This window comes from Marinobacter sp. CA1 (genome assembly GCF_020546665.1).
Classification (GTDB): domain Bacteria; phylum Pseudomonadota; class Gammaproteobacteria; order Pseudomonadales; family Oleiphilaceae; genus Marinobacter; species Marinobacter xestospongiae.
The window spans coordinates 1-18,986 of sequence record NZ_CP071785.1; the positions used below are offsets into that span (position 1 = coordinate 1).

At 57.4% G+C, this 18,986-nt stretch carries 16 protein-coding genes; 7 read left to right on the plus strand and 9 right to left on the minus strand.

Annotation, left to right across the window (positions count from 1 at the left end; all coding sequences use genetic code 11):
* Positions 1 to 135 precede the first annotated feature (135 nt).
* Together J2887_RS00005 and J2887_RS00010 are read right to left on the minus strand one after the other, a co-directional pair.
* On the minus strand, positions 136 to 1,047 hold the full coding sequence (locus J2887_RS00005) for a LysR family transcriptional regulator (protein ID WP_227173196.1): 912 nt from the start codon (positions 1,045 to 1,047) through the stop codon (positions 136 to 138).
* Between the two features lie 40 nt (positions 1,048 to 1,087).
* Complete coding sequence (locus J2887_RS00010; RefSeq protein WP_227173197.1) at positions 1,088 to 2,239, minus strand: alpha/beta fold hydrolase; 1,152 nt, start codon at positions 2,237 to 2,239, stop codon at positions 1,088 to 1,090.
* A 219-nt stretch (positions 2,240 to 2,458) separates the two neighbouring features.
* On the opposite strand from J2887_RS00010, the gene J2887_RS00015 reads away from it, so the two are divergent.
* Complete coding sequence (locus J2887_RS00015) at positions 2,459 to 3,364, plus strand: acyltransferase (protein ID WP_227173198.1); 906 nt, start codon at positions 2,459 to 2,461, stop codon at positions 3,362 to 3,364.
* Between the two features lie 8 nt (positions 3,365 to 3,372).
* On the opposite strand, the gene J2887_RS00020 is transcribed toward J2887_RS00015, so the two are convergent.
* The 7 genes from J2887_RS00020 to J2887_RS00045 form a co-directional block, all read right to left on the minus strand.
* Positions 3,373 to 3,582 carry a hypothetical protein gene (locus J2887_RS00020; RefSeq protein ID WP_227173199.1) on the minus strand — a complete coding sequence of 70 codons (210 nt, stop codon included), beginning with the start codon at positions 3,580 to 3,582 and terminating at the stop codon, positions 3,373 to 3,375.
* 63 nt (positions 3,583 to 3,645) lie between these two features.
* Positions 3,646 to 5,652, minus strand: coding sequence for a ribonuclease R family protein (locus J2887_RS00025; protein ID WP_227173200.1), 2,007 nt, complete (start codon positions 5,650 to 5,652; stop codon positions 3,646 to 3,648).
* Between the two features lie 116 nt (positions 5,653 to 5,768).
* Positions 5,769 to 6,212, minus strand: coding sequence for a DUF411 domain-containing protein (locus J2887_RS00030; RefSeq protein ID WP_227173201.1), 444 nt, complete (start codon positions 6,210 to 6,212; stop codon positions 5,769 to 5,771).
* Positions 6,212 to 6,334: a hypothetical protein gene (locus tag J2887_RS21690; protein ID WP_267461605.1), complete on the minus strand. Its 123-nt coding sequence runs from the start codon at positions 6,332 to 6,334 to the stop codon at positions 6,212 to 6,214. Before J2887_RS21690 ends, J2887_RS00030 begins: the two co-directional genes overlap by 1 nt.
* Positions 6,334 to 8,871, minus strand: coding sequence for a heavy metal translocating P-type ATPase (locus tag J2887_RS00035; RefSeq protein WP_227173202.1), 2,538 nt, complete (start codon positions 8,869 to 8,871; stop codon positions 6,334 to 6,336). The genes J2887_RS21690 and J2887_RS00035 overlap by 1 nt, the downstream gene beginning before the upstream one ends.
* Positions 8,864 to 9,328 carry a MerR family transcriptional regulator gene (locus J2887_RS00040; protein ID WP_227173203.1) on the minus strand — a complete coding sequence of 155 codons (465 nt, stop codon included), beginning with the start codon at positions 9,326 to 9,328 and terminating at the stop codon, positions 8,864 to 8,866. The genes J2887_RS00035 and J2887_RS00040 overlap by 8 nt, the downstream gene beginning before the upstream one ends.
* Positions 9,329 to 9,482: 154 nt before the next feature.
* A complete protein-coding gene (locus tag J2887_RS00045) occupies positions 9,483 to 9,962 on the minus strand; it encodes a very short patch repair endonuclease (protein ID WP_324197268.1) in 480 nt (159 codons plus the stop codon).
* Between the two features lie 109 nt (positions 9,963 to 10,071).
* On the opposite strand from J2887_RS00045, the gene J2887_RS00050 reads away from it, so the two are divergent.
* From J2887_RS00050 to J2887_RS00075, 6 genes are all read left to right on the plus strand, one after another.
* A complete protein-coding gene (locus J2887_RS00050; RefSeq protein ID WP_227173205.1) occupies positions 10,072 to 11,694 on the plus strand; it encodes a DNA cytosine methyltransferase in 1,623 nt (540 codons plus the stop codon).
* A 129-nt stretch (positions 11,695 to 11,823) separates the two neighbouring features.
* Positions 11,824 to 14,454: a Z1 domain-containing protein gene (locus J2887_RS00055; protein ID WP_227173206.1), complete on the plus strand. Its 2,631-nt coding sequence runs from the start codon at positions 11,824 to 11,826 to the stop codon at positions 14,452 to 14,454.
* A complete protein-coding gene (locus J2887_RS00060) occupies positions 14,444 to 15,451 on the plus strand; it encodes a PD-(D/E)XK motif protein (RefSeq protein WP_227173207.1) in 1,008 nt (335 codons plus the stop codon). The genes J2887_RS00055 and J2887_RS00060 overlap by 11 nt, the downstream gene beginning before the upstream one ends.
* The gene (locus J2887_RS00065) at positions 15,448 to 17,313 is read left to right on the plus strand and encodes a hypothetical protein (protein WP_227173208.1); all 1,866 of its coding nucleotides are present in this window, start codon (positions 15,448 to 15,450) and stop codon (positions 17,311 to 17,313) included. The genes J2887_RS00060 and J2887_RS00065 overlap by 4 nt, the downstream gene beginning before the upstream one ends.
* A complete protein-coding gene (locus J2887_RS00070; protein ID WP_227173209.1) occupies positions 17,313 to 18,209 on the plus strand; it encodes a hypothetical protein in 897 nt (298 codons plus the stop codon). Before J2887_RS00065 ends, J2887_RS00070 begins: the two co-directional genes overlap by 1 nt.
* The gene (locus J2887_RS00075) at positions 18,209 to 18,940 is read left to right on the plus strand and encodes a DUF6339 family protein (protein WP_227176189.1); all 732 of its coding nucleotides are present in this window, start codon (positions 18,209 to 18,211) and stop codon (positions 18,938 to 18,940) included. Before J2887_RS00070 ends, J2887_RS00075 begins: the two co-directional genes overlap by 1 nt.
* Positions 18,941 to 18,986: the final 46 nt, after the last annotated feature.

Consider the following 18,986-nt stretch of genomic DNA (forward strand, 5'->3'; position numbering starts at 1 on the left):
GTTGGGGTGACGCCAGAGCGACCGGAACTGTCATTGGGTCGATGAGGCCACAGTCTAACGCCCCGGCGTAGCAAGATAACGACCGCCGGCTGCATATCACCTATGAACAAAATCGATTAGTTGGTTTAGGGCCTCTCAGGGATGCTGGCGCGCCAGTGGCTCGGCTACCGCGACCAGTTGCTGCCGCAGCCAGCGATGGGCCGGGTCATCCTGGTTGCGCTGGTGCCACAGCATCAGCAGGGAGAACGGCTTGTAGTCGAAAGGCAGGGGGGCGGTGGCAAACGGCTTCAGCAACTGGTTCGCCATGCGGCTGGGGGCGGTGGCAATCAGTTCGCTGTCCTGCAGGAAGGCCGGCAAACCGGAAAAGTTCGACACCGTGACGTCCACCTTGCGTTCCAGCCCCCGGGCGGTGAGGGAGCCTTCCAGGGCGGTGCGTTCGCCGGCGCCGAAGAAGATACCGATGTGGTGGGCCTGGAGGTATTCCGCCAGGGTGGCGGGGGGCTGACGGCGCCGGGCGTCGTAGAACATCACCATGCGATCATCCAGCAGCCGGCGCTGGATAATGTCGCTGGCCGACGGTGGGTGGGGCGAGATGATCAGGTCGCAGACATCCTTGCGCAGCATGTCGGCACTGGGGATGCCGGAGGGGATCACCTGCAGGTGAATCCCCGGCGCGGCGGTGCGCAGTGCTGCGGCCAGGGGGGGCAGCAGCAGGTCGCGCTGGTAGTCGTTGGCGGCAATGCTAAAGGTGAACTCTGCCTGACCCGGCTCGAAGGGCGGTCCGGAGGCCAGCGCCTGCAGATCGTCGAGGACCTGTCGCACGTTGGGCCCCACCCGCAGGGCGTAGCGGGTGGGTGCGATGCCCCTGCCGGACTTGACGAACAGCGGGTCCCCCAGCACCTGACGCAGCCGCTCCAGGGTATGGCTCACCGCCGACTGGCTGAGACCCAGCCGTACCGCGGCCCGGGAGACACTGCCTTCATCCAGCACGGCGATGAACACCCGCAGACTGCGGGCATCCAGGTTTAATGTATCGATGGGATTCATGAGTCCCAGTGTAGGGGAAAAGCGACCGGCGCTGAAGGTGTCAGTTCGAGCGCTGCGCCAGCCATTCCGCCATGTCCAGCCAGCTACTGGACGGAGCCTTGCTGCCGGCGAGGATGCCCATGTGGCCGCCGGGTATCACCCGGAAGCTCTTGTCGGTGGAGCTGACGTGGTCCATGACCCGCTTGGCGGCGCCGGGGGTGGCCAGGGTATCGCTGTCACCGGCGATTGCCAGCAGGTTGGCGCTGACGTTCTCCAGGCGGGCGACGTCGTTGCCGATCTGGATCTCCCCCCGGGACAGCTGGTTGTCGATCCAGATCCGCACCACAGTGTCCTGGATGATGCCGCCGGGGTAGGCCACCATGCGGTCGAGGAAGGCAGAGGTCGTGGCATGGTTGCTGACAAACTCGCGATCGCCGAGGCGCACCACCAGCTCCCAGTAACCCATGACGCTGCCGATGGGGTTGGTAAGCTTGAAGCCGATGGTGTTGGCCCAGCCCGGGGTGTGGAACCAGTGTGGCTGGAGGTCATGGAGCCGGAAGCCGGTGCGGCTGCGGACCACCTCGGCGACGCTGGAAATGCGCTGGTACAGCAGCCCCATCAGGCCGGAGGCGTGGCTGTCGATGGGCGAGCCCAGCACAATGGCGTTGCGGATGTGCTGGTCGCGGCTGAGGGCCGAGTAGAACAGGGTGAACATGCCGCCCATGCTCCAGCCGTGCAACGACAGTTCCTGCTCGCCGCTGTGCTGGCGCACCCGGTTGAGGTACTCCGGCAGCAGTTCCGCAACATAGGTGTGCATGTTGTAGTGGCTGTGCTCACGGGTGGGCACGCCCCAGTCGATCAGGTACACCTCAAACCCCTTGGCACGCAGGAAGCGGACCAGGCTGCGTTGGGGAAACAGGTCGTAGATCAGCATGTTGACCGCCAGTGGTGGCACAATCACGATCGGTGTCCGGTGTGACTGGTGATTGACCTCGATGGTCCGGTCGCCGAGTTCGATGTGGTCTTCGGTCAGCGGCGGGTAGTAGCGCAGGCTGACCAGGCCGTCGCTGTGCAGGGTCTGGAACGGCGTCTGTCCGGCCTGCACCAGGCTGGCGGCGCGGAATACCCGGTCAAAGGCGTTGCCGGCATAGAGGGCGGACTGGCGGCCCAGGCCGGCGGCCCGCTTGAGGGTGGACTGGATCAGGTTTGGCATGCTCGGGTCCGTTGGCGCGTGAATCGTGGTAATCGCCGAGTATAGGAGGGTGGTGTCGTGGCGCCATGGCACAAGTGTCTCCGGCCTCGGGCACATCAGTCACCTTGGGCCAGCACTGCCCAAGCCCTGCCGGCGTTGTTATCATGCGCGCCGGAGATGGAGTCCGGCGGCGATCCGCACGGCGGCTCCCAACATCAACAACAACACGGATTCTCACCCATGCTCAGCTTTTTGCCTGCCCCGGTAATCGGCGTTATCAATGCCCTGCTGCTGGGACTCAACACCCTGTTCTGGTGTCTGCTGCTCTACATTCCCGCGGTGTTGAAACTGATTGTGCCGATCCACGGTTTCCGGGTGTTCTGTACCCGCCTGATCATCTGGATCTCGGAATCCTGGGTCGCCTGCAACACCGGCTGGATGAAGCTGACCCACGCCACCGACTGGCGCATCAGCGGTGCCGACCAGCTGCAGCGTGAAGGCTGGTACCTGGTGCTGTGCAATCACCAGAGCTGGGTGGACATCCTGGCCATGCAGCGGGTGTTCAACCGCCAGGCACCGTTTCTGAAGTTTTTCCTCAAGAAGGAGCTGATCTGGGTGCCGGTGATCGGCCTGGCCTGGTGGGGCCTGGATTTCCCGTTCATGAAGCGCTATTCCCGGGAGTACCTGATCAAACACCCGGAAAAGCGTGGCGAGGACCTGCGCGCCACCCGGGCGGCCTGTGAGAAATTCCGCTACACCCCGGTGAGCGTGATGAACTTTGTTGAGGGCACCCGCTTTACCCCTGCCAAGCACCAGCGCCAGAAATCCCCCTACCACAACCTGCTGACGCCCAAGGCCGGCGGGGTCGCCTTTGTGCTGGATGCCATGGGCGATGCGATGCAAACGCTGGTAAACGTGACCATCGCCTACCCCGGTGGGGCGCCGACGTTCTGGGATTTCCTCTGCGGACGGGTGCCGTCGATCATTCTGGAGGTGGAGACCGTGGAGATTCCCGCGGAACTCAAGGGGCGTGACTACGCCAACGACGCCGAGCACCGTCGCAACGTCAAAGACTGGCTGGCAGGCTTGTGGCAGGCCAAGGATCGCCGTCTGGCGCAGTTTTTGGGAGACCGCAGCGGGGACTGAGTTCCCCCTCAGTCCCGCCGGTCGTCGTCCTCTTCCACCTCATCCGGGTGGTCCTGCTTGAAGCGTTCCCAGTCCTCCCAGTCAAACGGGGTACCGGCGTGGGGGCGCTTCAGATGCTTGGCGTGCTCCATTGCGTTGTGGCGCAGGCTGTGGTCACGCTCTTCCTCATCCTTGTCGAAACCGTACTTGCGCAGAAATTCATCGGGGCTCATGGGCATCGTGGATCACCTCGTCTGGTGTGCTCACTCCTACTCTTACGATGCGCCTGGCCCCGCTGGATTTCAAGCGTTGGTGCCGGTGGACTCGGCAGCTGCCTCGGTGGTGTCGGTCGCGGCCGCGGCCGTTTCCACCAGACGGAACAGGATCTGCTTGCGGGTCAGGTCTACCTCGGCGAGGGCCACCGTGACCGGCTGTTCCAGCTGGAAGGTGCGGCCGTTCTTGTTGTGCACCAGACGCAGGGTCACCGGATCAAAGCTGTACTTGCCCTCCAGACCCTTGCAGCTGACAAAGCCCTCCAGGCCGTTGCTGTCCAGGCGCACAAAGAAGCCGGCGGGAATGGTACGGACAATGGTGCCACTGAGTTCAGCGTCACCCAGGCTGGGTGCGAACTCGCACTTGAGCCAGTTCTCCAGGCTGTTGGCGGCCTGGCGGGCGGTGATCTGGCTGCGCTGCAGGGCATCGAGCTGGTCGGCGTCGAGGGCCGGGGCCGGCTGCTGCCACAACGCCGCCTTGATCAGACGGTGAACGTGGAAGTCGCTGTACTTGCGCAGCGGTGAGGTGAAGGTGGTGTAGGCCGACAGGCCCATGCCCTGGTGTGGCGCCGGCTGGAACGACAGCTCCACCCGGGCCAGCTGGCGGGCAACGATGGCCTTGACCGGAACCTCGGCGTCGAGCCCTTCGCTGCGCTGCATCAGCGTACGGAAATCCTCGGCCTTGGCCGGGTCCAGATCCGCCAGTGCGGGGGCGAAGTTGCCCAACAGGGTGCGAACATTGTCCAGACGGTCTTCCCGCAGGCCGGGGTGGGTGATGAACAGACCGCTGTCCTGCTGGCTGAGGAAGTCGGCGGCGCAGCGGTTGGCGGCGACCATGCATTCCTCCACCAGACGATGGGCTTCGGTCTGCAGGGCCGGCTCGATCTGGCGGATGCGCTTGTGTTCGTCCAGGCGCAGGCGGAATTCCGGCCGGTCGCTGCTGAGCAGGGCGTGTTCTTCGCGCCAGCGCCGCAGTGCAGTGGCGGCCTGGTGGAGCTGGTCCAGGCTGGTGGCGACGCCGTCGGCGAGGGCCCGGGTATCGTCACTTTCGCGGCCTTCAAGTACCTGTGCCACCAGCTCGTAGCTGAGCTTGCCGTGGGAACGGATCACCGCCTGACGGAAACGGTAGTCGCTGACGCTGCCGTCGTTGTTGACCTGCAGATCACACACCAGCGCCAGCCGGCGGCTGTCGGGCATCAGTGAGCACAGGCGAGTGCTGATGGCATCCGGGAACATGGGGCGCGGTTCGCCAGGGAAATAGATCGCAGTGGCACGGCTACGGGCTTCGAGCTCCGCCGGGCTGCCCGCCGCAATCAACGCGGTGGGATCGGCAATGGCGACGGACACGGTCCAGCCGGTGGCGTTGGCTTCCGCCATCAGGGCGTCGTCCATATCCTGGGTGCTGGGGCTGTCGATGGTGACGTAAGGCTGCGCGGTCAGATCTTCACGCTCGCCGGTCTGAGCTTCCACCGCCTGCTCGTCCAGCGCCTCGGCCTGTTGTTCGACGGCCTGGGGCCAGGCGTCGTCCAGGTCAAAGCTGGCCAGGGTGAATGCCCGTTCCAGTCCCGGATCGCCGGCCTGGCCGATGATCCGCAGAACCTTGGCCTGGCCCTTGCCATCCTTGATCGGATGCTTGTGGATTCGACAGTAGATGTAGTCGTCCGGCTGGGCGCCTTTGCGTTCCTTGGGCGGGATGAAGATCCAGCGATTGATGCCCGGGGTTTCCGGCACCACAAAGTGGCCCTTGCCCTTGACCAGGTAGCGGCCGACAAACGTGGTCAGCCCGCCGGACAGCAGTTCGTCCACCGCACCCTGGCTCTTGCCCTTGTCGTCCTGGGTCTCGGTGACGTTGATGCGGTCACCCGGCAGTACCTTCTGCATCTCTTCCGGTGGCAGGAACAGGTCCCGACCTTCGTCCAGGGCAACAAAGCCGAAACGGCCGTTGGTGGCTTTGACGGTGCCGGGAAAGACAACCTTGTTCTGCTTGATATCGGTCTTGAGCTGGCGCAACTGGGTGAGCGCATCGGCATTGAGCATTGGGGGTATACCTGGCTGGACTGGCTGGATGGCTTTGGCCGGAGAGTATACCGTTTTCCATCCCCAGCGTCAGACGGCGGCGCCTGAAATTGCTGCCATCTGACACCGGTTTGGACTCAGGGGTAGCTGGCGAACACCCGGCTCTGGCCGTCGTCGTTGAACAGCAGTACCTGATAGGCATCCCGCTGCTGGCCCACTTCCATGCCCGGAGACCCCAGTGGCATGCCGGGGACGGTGAGGCCGCGGGCGTCCGGAGCCTGGGCGAGGAGGCGGTGGATGTCGCTGGCCGGGACATGGCCTTCGATGACGTAGTCGTCGACAAAAGCGGTGTGGCAGCTGGCCAGGGCCGGAGTCAGGCCGGCGTTGGCCTTGATGCGGTTCATGGCGTTGGAGTCGATGGCCTTGACCTCAAAGCCATTGTCTTCCAGGTGACGCACCCAGTCGGTACAGCAGCCACAGGTGGGCGATTTGTACACGGTCACTTCCGGTGCCTCGTCGGCGTGGCTGTGGCCGGCGAGCATCAGGGTGCTCAGGCCCAGGGCCAGGGTCAGTCGTTTCATCAGTGCTTGCCTCGTTGCTGGGGGGCGGAATCGGATTTGCCGGCACGGGGTGACAGCCAGAACCACCAGACGATGGCGGCCATCAGGGCCAGTCCTGCGGTATTGACCAGAAAAGTCGTCATCAGTTTCTCCCTGTTTTGCCCGGGCGGAACAGCCGTAGGCGGTTGGCATTGGTCACGACGGTAACGGACGACAGCGACATCGCCGCCCCCGCCAGAATCGGGCTCATCAGGATGCCCCAGACCGGGTACAGCAGGCCGGCGGCCACCGGGATACCAAGGCTATTGTAGAGAAAGGCGCCGAACAGGTTCTGGTGGATGTTGCGGACGGTGGCGCGGGAGATCGCGATGGTGTCGGCGACCCCGTGCAGGGACCCTCGCATCAGCGTGACGGCGGCGCTTTCGATGGCGACATCGGTGCCGGTGCCGATGGCGAAGCCCACGTCGGCGGCGGCCAGCGCCGGGGCATCGTTGATGCCGTCACCCACCATGGCGACCCGGTGGCCCTTGCCCCGCATTTCTTCGACGATGCGGGCCTTGTCCTCCGGCAGGACGCTGGCGCGGTACTGGTCAACGCCGGCACTGCGGGCAATGGCGGCAGCTGTGGACTCGACGTCTCCGGTCACCATCATTACCTGGATGCCCGCGTCATGCAGCCGACGGATGGCGGCGGCGGAATCGTCCTTGATGGCATCGGCGACCCCGATCACCCCCAGCGGCTGATCAGCGAGGGTGAGAAACAGCGGGGTGCCGGCGTCATTGCTGATGTCGCGCTCGGCGTCGGTCAGCGCGCTCAGGTCCAGACCTTCCTGCTCCAGCCAGCGGCGGTTGCCAAGACGCAGGGGCTGGCCCTGGTAGCGGCCGGCAACGCCCTTGCCGTTCAGGGCCTCAAAATCCGTCACCTCGGCGAAACGCTGACCGGTGTTGTCGGCTGCCTGTACGACGGCCTGGGCCAATGGGTGCTCGGAATGCCGTTCCAGGCCGGCAGCCAGGGCCAGCAACTCATCGTCGCTGCCGGCGAGGGCGTGGCTGTGAGTGACCGTGGGCTGGCCGCGGGTGATGGTGCCGGTTTTGTCGAGGATCACCAGGTCCAGCTTGCCGGCGGTCTGCAGAGCTTCGCCCTGGCGAATCAGCGCGCCGTATTCGGCGGCTTTACCCACACCCACCATCACCGACATCGGGGTCGCCAGGCCGAGGGCGCATGGGCAGGCGATGATCAGTACGGTGGTGGCGGCCACCATCATGTGGACCACGGCGGGCTCCGGCCCCAGGTTGTACCAGAGCAGCGCAGAGATCACCGCAATCAGCATCACCGTTGGCACAAACACCGCCGAGATCCGATCCGCCAGACGGCCAATGGAGGGCTTGGCGCCCTGGGCTTTCTTCACCAGCCGGATGATCTGGGCCAGGGCGGTGTCGCTGCCGACCCGGGTGGCCTGATAGACGATGGCGCCCTGGGTGTTGAGGGTGCCGGCGGCCACGGTATCGCCGATGGTCTTGCTCACGGGCATCGGTTCGCCGGTCAGCATGCTCTCGTCGATGCGGGTCTGGCCTTCGCAGATGTCACCGTCCACCGGCAGTTTTTCACCGGGGCGGACCCGGATGCGGTCGCCGACCACCACTTGTTCCACCGGCAGATCCACTTCCTCGCCGTTGCGGATCACCCGGGCGGTGCGGGCGCGCAGGTCCAGCAGCCGGCGCACGGCCTCGGAGGTCTTGCCCTTGGCGCGCAGTTCCAGGGCCTGACCCAGGTTGATCAGGCCGATGATCATCGCCGACGCCTCAAAGTAGACGTGGCGGGCCGCCATGGGCAGCGCCTCGGGCACCAGCGCTACGGCCATGGAGTAGAGCCAGGCGGTGCCGGTACCAAGGGCGATCAGGGTGTCCATGTTGGCGTTGTGGTGGCGGAACGCTTTCCAGGCGCCGGTGAAGTAGTGGCCGCCGGTACTGAGCATCACCACCAGCGTGGCCAGGCCCAGCAGTTGCCAGCTGGTCTGGTTGGCGGCGGTGATGGTCATCGATCCAAACCCCATGCCCCAGACCATCAGCCCCAGACCCAGCCCGAGGCTGACCGCCATCTTTGCCAGCAAGCTGCGATAACGCTGGCGCTCCTCAATCTGACGGCGTTCGTCGTCGCGGTCCGGGTCCTCAATGGGGCGGGCGCCGTAGCCGGCACTCTCCACCGCCGCCACCAGGGCGTCGGTGCGGTCGCTGCCATAGACATCGGCGGTGCCATCAGCCAGGTTCATGCGGGCCTGGCTGACACCCGGCACCGCCAACAGGGCCTGCTCGATGGTACGGACGCAGGAGGCGCAGGTTGCACCGCTGACCGCCAGCTGCAGGGCAACCTCCTGCTGCGGCGCGGGCTCTGCTGCTGGCTCGGTCTCTGGACTGGTCTTGTTGGACTCGACGGGATTGGCAGCCTTGCAGCAGCTGGAGCCTGCTCGTTGAGCGGGGTACCCGGCTTCGGTGATGAGCCTGGCGGCGGCGTCCGGATCGGTACCGGCGGGCAGTTGCACCGTCTGTTGCTCGAGGTCGATGCTGACCTGCTCCGGGTCGGCGACCAGCTCTGCCAGGGCCTTGCGGATCTTGCGGGCACAGCCCTGGCAGGAAGCGCCGGAGATGGTCAGTTGTGGACGGGGCTGGCTGAGGTCAGTCATGGTTCAGCTCCTTGCTGGACACCGGGGTGGCGCTGGCCGTTGCGGGGCCATCGGCATCGTCCCAGTGCTCGATCAACTGGCAGATGGTGTGGCCATCGGGAGTGCCATCGGGCATCGCCTGCCAGGCCTTGAGGGCGGACTGCATGCGGTCCCGCAGTCGCAGCAGTTTGGCGATTTCCTGCTCGACGTGATCCAGGCGCTGTTCGAACACCTCACGCACCATCGGGCAGGGCGAGTGATGATCGTCGGCGCGATGCAGGATGGTCTTGATTTCCGGCAGCGAGAAGCCGAGCTGGCGGGCCTTGCGGGCGAAGCGCAGCCGGCGCAGGTCGTCAGCGTCGAACTGCTGGTAGTTGTTGGCCGGGTTGCGACTCGGGTTAAGCAGGCCTTCCCGGGTGTAATAGCGGACCGTGTCGGAGCTGGTGCCGGCGGCCTTGGCGAGTTCGTTGACCTTCATGGGCAATCCTCATCGCAGAGCGGGGGCCGTCATCGGCCCCTGGATGAGGATACCTTAAAACCTGTGAGCTACTCATGGGTCAAGGGACCTCTGACTGCTTCAAGAAGTCTGTTAGCGTTTCTCGCGACGGGCTGACGTGACCAAGGCTATCAGGTTAATCATTTTTTGGTGGCGTCATTTGGATGGAATGTTCATGGGTCAACTTTGGAGCATTGGCTTCGGAAGTAGAGATATCTTTGACTGGTTCTGATCCCAGAAGCCACTGAACTAGATTGTCAATCACAAGCGTGAAATCCGCTTGGCTTCTGTTCTTTACTGAGCATTCCCACACGGTGCAGACACGCCACCCTGTTGCTAGCAGTTTGTTACTGTTGCTGCGATCTCTCTTTCTGTTCTGGGTAATCTTCCTTCTCCAGAAGTCGGGTCTACTTTTTGGCCACTTGAAGAGAGAGCAAGAGTGGCCGTGCCAGAAGCAGCCGTTTACGAACACAACTGCATGATATTTTGGAAAAACAAGATCGGGACACCCAGGCAGTTCCTTCTTGTGGATCCTAAATCTGTAACCGAGACGGTGCAAGGCGGACCGGATAGCAAGTTCCGGCTTAGTGTTCTTGCTTTTTACCTTTGCCATCATCTTGGATCGAACGGCCTGATCAACGATATCACTCAATTTCCTGCTGCTCCTGGTTTTGGTATTTGTTAATGGTATCCTGTCAGTCTTTTCCCGGACTATCGCCCTTCAGATGAGTAAGCAGACCCTCATAGTTGATTTGTTCGCAGGCCCAGGAGGTCTAGGAGAAGGATTCTCCCGCTTTACCTATGAAGGAGAGAGACCCTTCAAACTTGCGGCTTCAGTTGAACAAGAGCCGAAGGCACATCGTACCCTGACGCTTAGAGCTTTTTTCAGGCAGTTCCAACGGGTGCCCGACGAGTACTATGAGTACGTTAGGTCAGGTGATGCTAGTCTTCGTGATGAGCTTTTTCGTCAATTTCTGCCTGAGAGTGAAGCGGCCGTAGAAGAAACGCTGGGAGGCCCAAGAACACTCGGTGATACGGACGATGATAGACAGATTTTTAGTCGTATCCGAGCGGCCTTGAGAAACCACCAAGGGCCCAAGGTCGTTATTGGAGGTCCTCCATGCCAGGCGTACTCTGTGGTAGGCAGAGCCAGAAACAGGGGTATCGAGGGATACGCACTTGAAAATGATGGGCGAGCTCAGCTTTACAGGGAGTACCTTGAGGTTTTGAACGAGGTAGAGCCCGAAGTCTTCGTTATGGAAAATGTGAGGGGAATTCTGAGTGCGAAAGTAAACGGTCAGCTCATCTTCGATCAGATCCTCAAGGATCTAAAAAAACCCTCCGAGAGCGTTGGGCAAAGTCATGGCCCGGAATACGACATCTTCTCTCTGGTTACCCCGCTACCGCCTGCTGATGTGCTCGGAGAGCGTTCGTATATCAGCAGCTCCGACTATCTGATCAAAGCCGAGAGCCATGGAATACCTCAAACCAGGCATCGAGTGATCCTGCTCGGAGTAAAACGAGGGCTTCTCAGTCACGACCCGGACATCCTCGATACTGGCCCGAGCACTCCTTTGACTACAGTGGACGCGATAGGCGACCTGCCCCGTATTCGTAGCGGCCTGACCAAGATTGCCAATACTCCTGAAAATTGGCATCGGAACCTGCGCGATGCTGCTAATGCTGTGAAAGAGATACTTGAGGAAGTGCGCGAAGGACTAAGTCTTCCGGATGGGTTTCCGTTAAACGGATCCGATACATCGCTTATCTCGCAAGGTGCAAACTTCCTGCCGTACGACACGGAGCCGGCAGGTAGTGCTTTACCTGGCGAACACCTCCGTAAATGGTTTTTGGACGATAGATTGGGCGGTGTGCTTAACCACAGTGCTCGAAGCCATATGCCGCCAGACATCTATCGCTACCTCTTCGCATCCTGCTTTGCCCTATTGAATGATGGAGCCTCTCCGACAGCCCGCAACTACCATCCGTCTCTGGAGCCGAAGCACAGGAACTGGGCTTCGGGCAAATTCGTGGATCGATTCAAGGTTCAGGCCAGAAACAGGACTCCGAGCACCATAACAAGCCATATTGCGAAAGATGGCCATTACTTTATCCACTATGACCCTACTCAGTGCAGGAGTCTTACTGTAAGGGAGGCGGCGAGGATACAGACCTTCCCTGACAACTATTTCTTCGAGGGCAATCGAACAGAGCAGTATGTCCAGGTTGGTAATGCGGTACCCCCTCTCCTGGCGAATAAGATTGCAAAAATAGTTCATGACATTCTGAGTCACCAGAAGACGAAATCGACAGGAGAGGTTGGTTATGATGCTGAGCACGCCTTGTGAAGGTGAGCGAGACTCCCAAGATCTGAAGGTTTAGTCAGCAGCGCTCTGTTCCGCATAGAGTTTTTTTCGTTTGTTTTCTCGTATAGTCTGAGAAAAAATGAACCAGCTGTAATGGAGTAGCTGACGCTCATGGATCAACATCAAATCCAGTCTTTTTTCAAACAAATCAAAAAACAGTACCCCAGCTGCGATAGTGTGGAACAGGCGGCCCAGAGGGTTAAAGAGGAGCTTGAGGCGTTTTTCCCGTTTACTCAAGAACACCTTGATGAGCTCGATGAGGCTCAGCGAATATTCTCAGAAAGCTTGAAGCCCATCGAGACGCTCCATAAGAACTCGATTTACAGTCGACACCGAGACTGGTACACGGGAACGGCTGCCGGTGATAGACATTGGCCTGCCTTGGAAGATTATATTGCCTACACAAAAGGCTGGGGCGAAGATACTGCTGGCAAAATAGGCACTGCGTCCTATGAAGTAACCTCGCTATTAGCCGACCCTAATCAAAATAGGTTCAAACACCGGGGCTTGGTTGTAGGTTATGTCCAGTCAGGCAAAACGGCGAACATGACCGCGGTGATCGCTAGAGCAGTTGATGCAGGGTACAACTTTGTCATCATCCTCGCAGGCCTCACGAACAAACTCCGGCAGCAGACTCAGCGCAGGATGGTCAAGGACCTTATTGAACGGCATCCAACGAGTTGGCACCAGTGGACGAGCGTCGACGATGATGGCGACTTTCGAATGCCTCCCGGAAGAAGTTTCTTGATGCCTGAGAATGTGCTTCAGCTATGTGTGGTGAAGAAGAACGTTTCACCACTCGATGCGTTCTTGAAAACAGTAGAAAAGTCGCCAGCCCCCATTCTGAATACGCTGAGAGTACTAATCATCGATGATGAATGTGACCAAGCGAGCGTCAATGCTTCTTCGAAGGAACTCGATGTTACAGCAATTAATGGACGTATTCGCGAGATTGTAAAAGCCTTTCCAGCGGTCAGCTACGTTGGTTATACAGCTACACCCTTCGCGAACGTTCTTATTAACCCCTACCCAAACGACAACTTGAAAATCGATGACCTTTATCCAAAAAATTTCATCACTGCCTTGGAGTTACCTGAAGGCTATTTCGGCACAGAAAAGTTGTTCGGTAAAGAACCCGTAGACGCCGATGATATCAAGCCCGATGAGGAAGGCTTGGACATGATTCGGGAAGTGCCCATCGAGGACGCAAGCCTTTTGCAGCCCTCCAGTCGGAAAGAAACTGAGGATTTCCAACCCGAAATCCCCCCCAGTCTTGAGGAAGCCCTACTCTATTTCATCGCTTGTACGGCAGCGCGAAGGGTCCGAGGAGATGAAGGCGAGCACATGACCATGCTTGTCCACACCTCCGTGCGTACCATAATGCACGAGAAGGTCGAATCACTGATCAGTGCATGGGTCGCGCTTCGCAAGCGTGATTTTAGAGGGGGGAGCAGAGAGTGGTTTGAGAGACTCTCGTCGACTTGGTCAAAAGAGTCCGGCAGACTTCCAGATGAAATAACACAAGCGTCACCGGTGCCTTTCGAAGAGCTAAGAACCCGAATACCTGAGGCCTTGGAGGCCCTTGAAGTTGTCGTCGAGAATGGTTTTAGTGATAACCGAATCGATTACGAAGGTGGCCCCAAAACCTACATTGTTGTTGGAGGCTCCGTGTTAGCGCGGGGCTTGACTCTCGAGGGCCTGATGGTTTCGTACTTCCTGCGCAGCACCAATCAATACGACACGCTGTTGCAAATGGGGCGTTGGTTTGGATTTCGCCCGAATTATGAAGATCTGCCCAGAATATGGACTACTGCATCCCTGGAAGATTCTTTCCGTAGCCTTGCGCGAATTGAATCAGAAGTCAGGGAAGATATCTCCGAATATGTTTCCAGGGGGAACATTACCCCCATGGACTTCGCCGTAAGGGTTCGCAGGATTCCGGGTATGGCAATCACCTCTGCCGCTAAAATGAGGGCTGCCCAAGTATGCGACATCAGTTTTGTTGGAAAGCACATTCAGACCATCCGTTTTGATCACAAGGATGAAGCGAAAGTTCTCAGTAACTGGCGTGCCGCGTCTGAACTGGTATCCAGTTGCAAGTCGCTCAACACAGCTGATGAGACTACTGAAGAGCTTTTGTTCAGGCGCGTGCCCAAAAACCTGATTCGTAAATTCCTGCTGAAATACGCGATTCAAGAGAACCACCGAGAACTGTCCACAGAACATCTAATTGGCTACATTGATTCTGGTGGCGATGAGCTATCTGAGTGGAATGTTGGTGTGTATCAAGCGAAGGGTGGTCAATGGTCCAGAGAACCGTTGGGCAACGCAGGACAGGTGAGGTTAACAAACCGCTCAAAGTTGCAGGCCCCTCCTGAAGAGGCCGCCGACATCAAAGCTCTTATGTCAAAGAAAGATGTTCTTTTCGATTGTCCTGAAACTATCCTTGGCGATGACAAATGGGAAGCTCTTAAACGGGCGAGAGAGCAAGAAATCGGCAAGGTCCCGCTTTTACTGGTTTATCCCATCGCACATGATTCAAAGCCGAAAAAAGACAATAGTGAGTTCCGCGAAAAACTCGATGCTGTTGGGGATTTGATTGGGTTTGGAATCATATTCCCGGGCGATTCAGAGGGCAGCGGTAGCTATTACCATGTAGTCGTGGATGCGCCTTCAGCAGACGAACTAGAAAGCCTCGATGAGGAGATCACCAAATACTTGGAGTCGGGTCATGTCATCTGATGGAGAGGCTTCCAAGGCATTTTGGAGACGCCTTCGGGAAGATAAGTGCGAAGCGGGTGCTCTATCCATTCCAACCATACCTGCCAGTGTCGTTACCCTGCACGGGCCTCCAAGACATGCATTAGGTCCGTTTGGAGAGGCGCGACTGCTTCTGCCTATCGGAGTGTCTGAGACTATTCCCAATTTGCCCAGCACCGCAGCTTTGGCAGTATCCGACTGTATCTATACCTATAGAGGCCGTTCTCAGAGGTTTCTGGACATAGTATGCCAGTCACCTGATCTTGAAAGGGTATTTTCTGAGGTTGTCGATGAGCTTTTAAGTAGGGTCAGCGAAGGTGTTAATGCTTTGGAAGCCGCCACATCGACACTTTACGATTTCCAGGAATTACTGATTCCTAGACCTGATAAAGCAGTGAATTTCGAAACCGTTATCGGTTTGGCGGGCGAGCTTGTGTTTCTCAGTTCTCTTTTGGATATTACTTCGGAAGCTATTCATTCATGGAGAGGTCCGCTGAAAGAGCGTCATGATTTCCGCAGGGGGGCCCTTGCTTTCGAGGTCAAAACCTCTAGCCGCGCGGGTAACCATGAAGTTGTTATCTCCGCAGTGGATCAGCTTTTGCAGCCAACCAACGGCAAGCTCATGCTCGTGCATCAAGTTTTAGAAGCGGTCAATGACGGCAATATTAGTATTTCAAGCCTTGCAGCAGAGGTAGGCCGAAAAACTGCCGATCCGAAGCTGTTCGCGGATTTACTCGAAAAAGCTGGCTGCACGGATCCAGATAGCGCTGTTTGGAACAAGTACAGTTTCAACAACGAGAATCAGGAGATATACCGCGTAGGGAACGATTTCCCCCGGATCATTCCAGAAACTTTCCAAGGCGGAAGCTTACCGAGAGGGGTATTGGGTATCTCTTACCCTATCGACCTTTCGGTCGCCTCTGCATTGCGCCTAGATGACATTGAAAGAAGAACGGCATTACAGGAATTCTGTTCGTGACTTTTCCTCGACTCCACCTCCACTCGGAGCGTTATTCCGTAAATGGCAACCTTTCGGCCGACGGTTTCAGAAAACTTCTTGGAACTCCGACCTTGGATCTGCTGCAAACTGTGGTCAGAGAATCGGTTCAGAACAGTTGCGATGCGGCTGATGACGACCATGTGCCAAAGGTCGTATTCCGTCTCAGGACGCTCTCCCAATCCCAATCGGAGGCGTTGGACTCAGCTTTCACCCAGTTTCCCGGTCCGGAAGCTTCCGGTGCAGCCATCCGGGACTTCGCGGCTACCGAAAAGAAATGGGTGTTGGAAATCTGTGACTTCGGCACCGGGGGATTGGGCGGTCCCACCAGGGCTGATCAATTGCCTGGGCCGGAAGAATCAACGGATTTCGTTGACTTCATGCGCAACGTGGGAACTCGAAGAGACACATACCAAGGAGGTGGCTCTTACGGCTATGGTAAGACTTCTCTTTATCTAAGCAGCGCCTGTTCGACAATACTGGTGGATAGCCAAACAACTAATAAAGGGGCTGACGTCAGACGCTTTATGGGTTGTCACTTGGGTTCAGCCTTCAGTGCTCCTTCCGAGGCAGGGGGCCAAATCAAATATACAGGCAGGCACTGGTGGGGGACGCCCGGAGACAATGACGATTATGTCGATCCAGTGGAGGGATCGGAAGCGGAGGTTATAGCCGAACGCTTGGGCTTCTTACAGAGAGGTCCAGAGGAGCGTGGAACCTCTATAATGATTTTAGATCCACTATTTATGCGCTTTGAGGATACAGACCCTAGGGTCACCGCCGGCCTGATTGCAGAAACACTTCTCTGGTTTTTCTGGCCTCGTCTTCTTGAAACTCAGCACAGTCCTCCGAGCCTGAACCTGGCGGTTGAGTTTGAAGGTGAAGAAGTATCCGTTCCCCGCCCGCAAGATTATCCGCCTTTAAATCTTTTTGCTCGGGCGATGCGGAAGATAAAGGACAATGAGGAAGACAGCCAGCAAGTCTATTCGCCGAGGTACAACCAAGTGTTGGGAGACCTTGCAATACATAAAGGTCCTCGTGCAGAACGAACACCGATCGTCCCGGAGAATAAGAGCATTATTCCGAAACAATGTGCCCACATCGCTGTTATGCGCCCGGTTGAGCTGGTAGTGAGGTATTTCGAAGGTGACCCATTTTCGAATGCTAATGCCGAATGGGCTGGCGTTTTCGTAGCGGGAAATGATGAGGAAGTCGAGGAAGCGTTTGCGAGTGCAGAACCTCCATCGCACGACGACTGGCTACCGAACATGTTGCCTAAGGGCAAACATCAAAGCTACGTGAACATAGCGTTGCGTAGGATAAAAGAGAAGGCCAAACAGGTTGCTCACTCCTCGCATACGATAAGTGAGCATGAGAGCGACAAAGAGCCTTTAGGGCTAGTCGCGAAAGCAATGGGTACATTTCTTTCTGGAGCATCGACCAGCCCTCTTCCACAGGCATCAGGAGGCAGGAAAAAAGGCAAGGTTGCTCCGTCTGTGAGTTACGTCCAATGGGCTTCTTTTAAGAAGCTTGAGGCTGGTAGAAATGGTCGTGTGATTGCGCTGTTTAGTGCTGATGTGCCCCATATCAAAGGGGATGCGATTATTGGCACAGCGACGCACTTCTTGGTTGTTGACGGTAAGCCTTTACCAAAAGAAGACGAGAACTTAGGCAGGCACTCAGTCGCAATCCTGTCATGGAAAAGCCGTGATGGTCATTTCTACGGAGAAGGTCATGAAGTTGAACTCGATGGCAATGCCAGCGATGTTCAAATTCGAGTAGAGATTCCAACAGACATGGCTGTGCGTTTAAAGATCGAATTTGGTGAAAAGGAGCTGGACTGATGGGTGATATTGCTTACCCGTTCTTGACTCTGGATCACTCCTCGGTGAACGCTGAGCCTTGGGAATGCCTGGATCCAGAGGGATGGACCAAACCAGTTTCAGGTATGGCAGAGACTTGGGATTATAACTCCGATTTGACTGTCACTCGGAAAATAGAAATCAATCGGGAAATAGCGGCTATGCAGCTGGATATCCCGATCGGTTCTTTAAATTTACAGCTCTGGGTTAGGGCGGGCACCGGTTCTGGAAACCTTCCCCGTATTTGGCTGCAACCGAAAGTTTTTGACTGCTGGGATGAATCGCTTCAAATCGATTACTTTGTGCGCGGTGAGGATCTCTCCAACAGACTGTTTCTCGAGGCCACTATTGTCGCCCTACCTGGAGAAAAATCAGGGACGCTATCGCCAAGCTTTCCTGCGTCCAAGGTATGGCAAGATCACCTCGATATACGACTCGAAGGTAGTGAGCCCCGGTTTCCAATTGAGCTGGCGAGTTTCTCAAGATTGTTTGCAAGCAGGCCTGAAATCCATGCGTTGTGGTATCTGGACTGGGTACCAAGTGAAATGTCTCGGGACTTTTCTGGATCAGTACGGCTGTTAATTAACAAAGACCACGAAAACTTTGCACAGAGATTCGTTTCGGGCGACAGGTATACGTTGCAGGTCATCATGGCTGACGTGATGAGCCAAATAATAACAAGCGCGATTCAGCTACCAGAGCCATTTCGAACGCTCGAAGCGTGTGAATTCGGAACGGTTGGAAGTTACGCACTTTACTGGATAAATCTTTGCTTCCCTGGGCAACGCAGTGAAACAATCATGTCGTCGCTAGAGCACACCCCGAGCAGGTTCCATGCTTCAATACAGAGTAACGCAGATATTGGAGAGGTATCTTGATGCTACTTTTCCCCAGACTTGACCGGGTTCAAGTTGACGCTCTTCTAGAGGAGTTTGAATTAAGGGAAACGGCTCCTAATCACCCGAATGGAATGTATGCACGCCATTTCGGAGCGACCGGAGGTAGCAGAATCAGTGACAGTGCACTGGCTGATTTAAGGCGTAAAATATTGGAGATTGCCAGTGAAAATGGCTTTCCAAATCCGAGCAATTCAGCCCAAAGGTCCACCTTTGACGCTCAACTGACCGCCTTTTTCGCAGATTATCCCAATCTGAACGCTGGTGAAGCTTTAAGGGATGATGTCTGGGCTTACATAACGACCGTTCTCGTCCCCGATGTCGTGGTTTGGCGATTCAAGGGAATTACCCGCAGACGTTTTCAAGGAGGAGTTCGAAACGCATTGCAAAGGCTGTGGCTGCGAGCAAAGGCCCTTGACCGTGGCCCAAAGTCAGAGGATCGCTGGAAGTTTGTTAACGCTCTTACTGAAGATGCATTCGTGCAAATCGTTGAGAGGCCATCTATCTGTAGTGATAGTAGACTAGCTCAGGCGATTGCCGACGGCTGGATAAAAATTGCCCAAAGAGTCGGGAAATCAGCAATGGAGCCTGTTATGCGAAGAGCGGTGGTTAATCTCAGATTGCGGGGGGAGATCCAGGTGCTATTTGCTTTGGATGATACTGATTTGGATAGCCTAGTTAACAGGATTTTTTTTAAGGCTGCGTCATTTTAGCTATTAGGCTCCCTGTTGCCTTTTGTGGATAAGAGAAGATTAACCG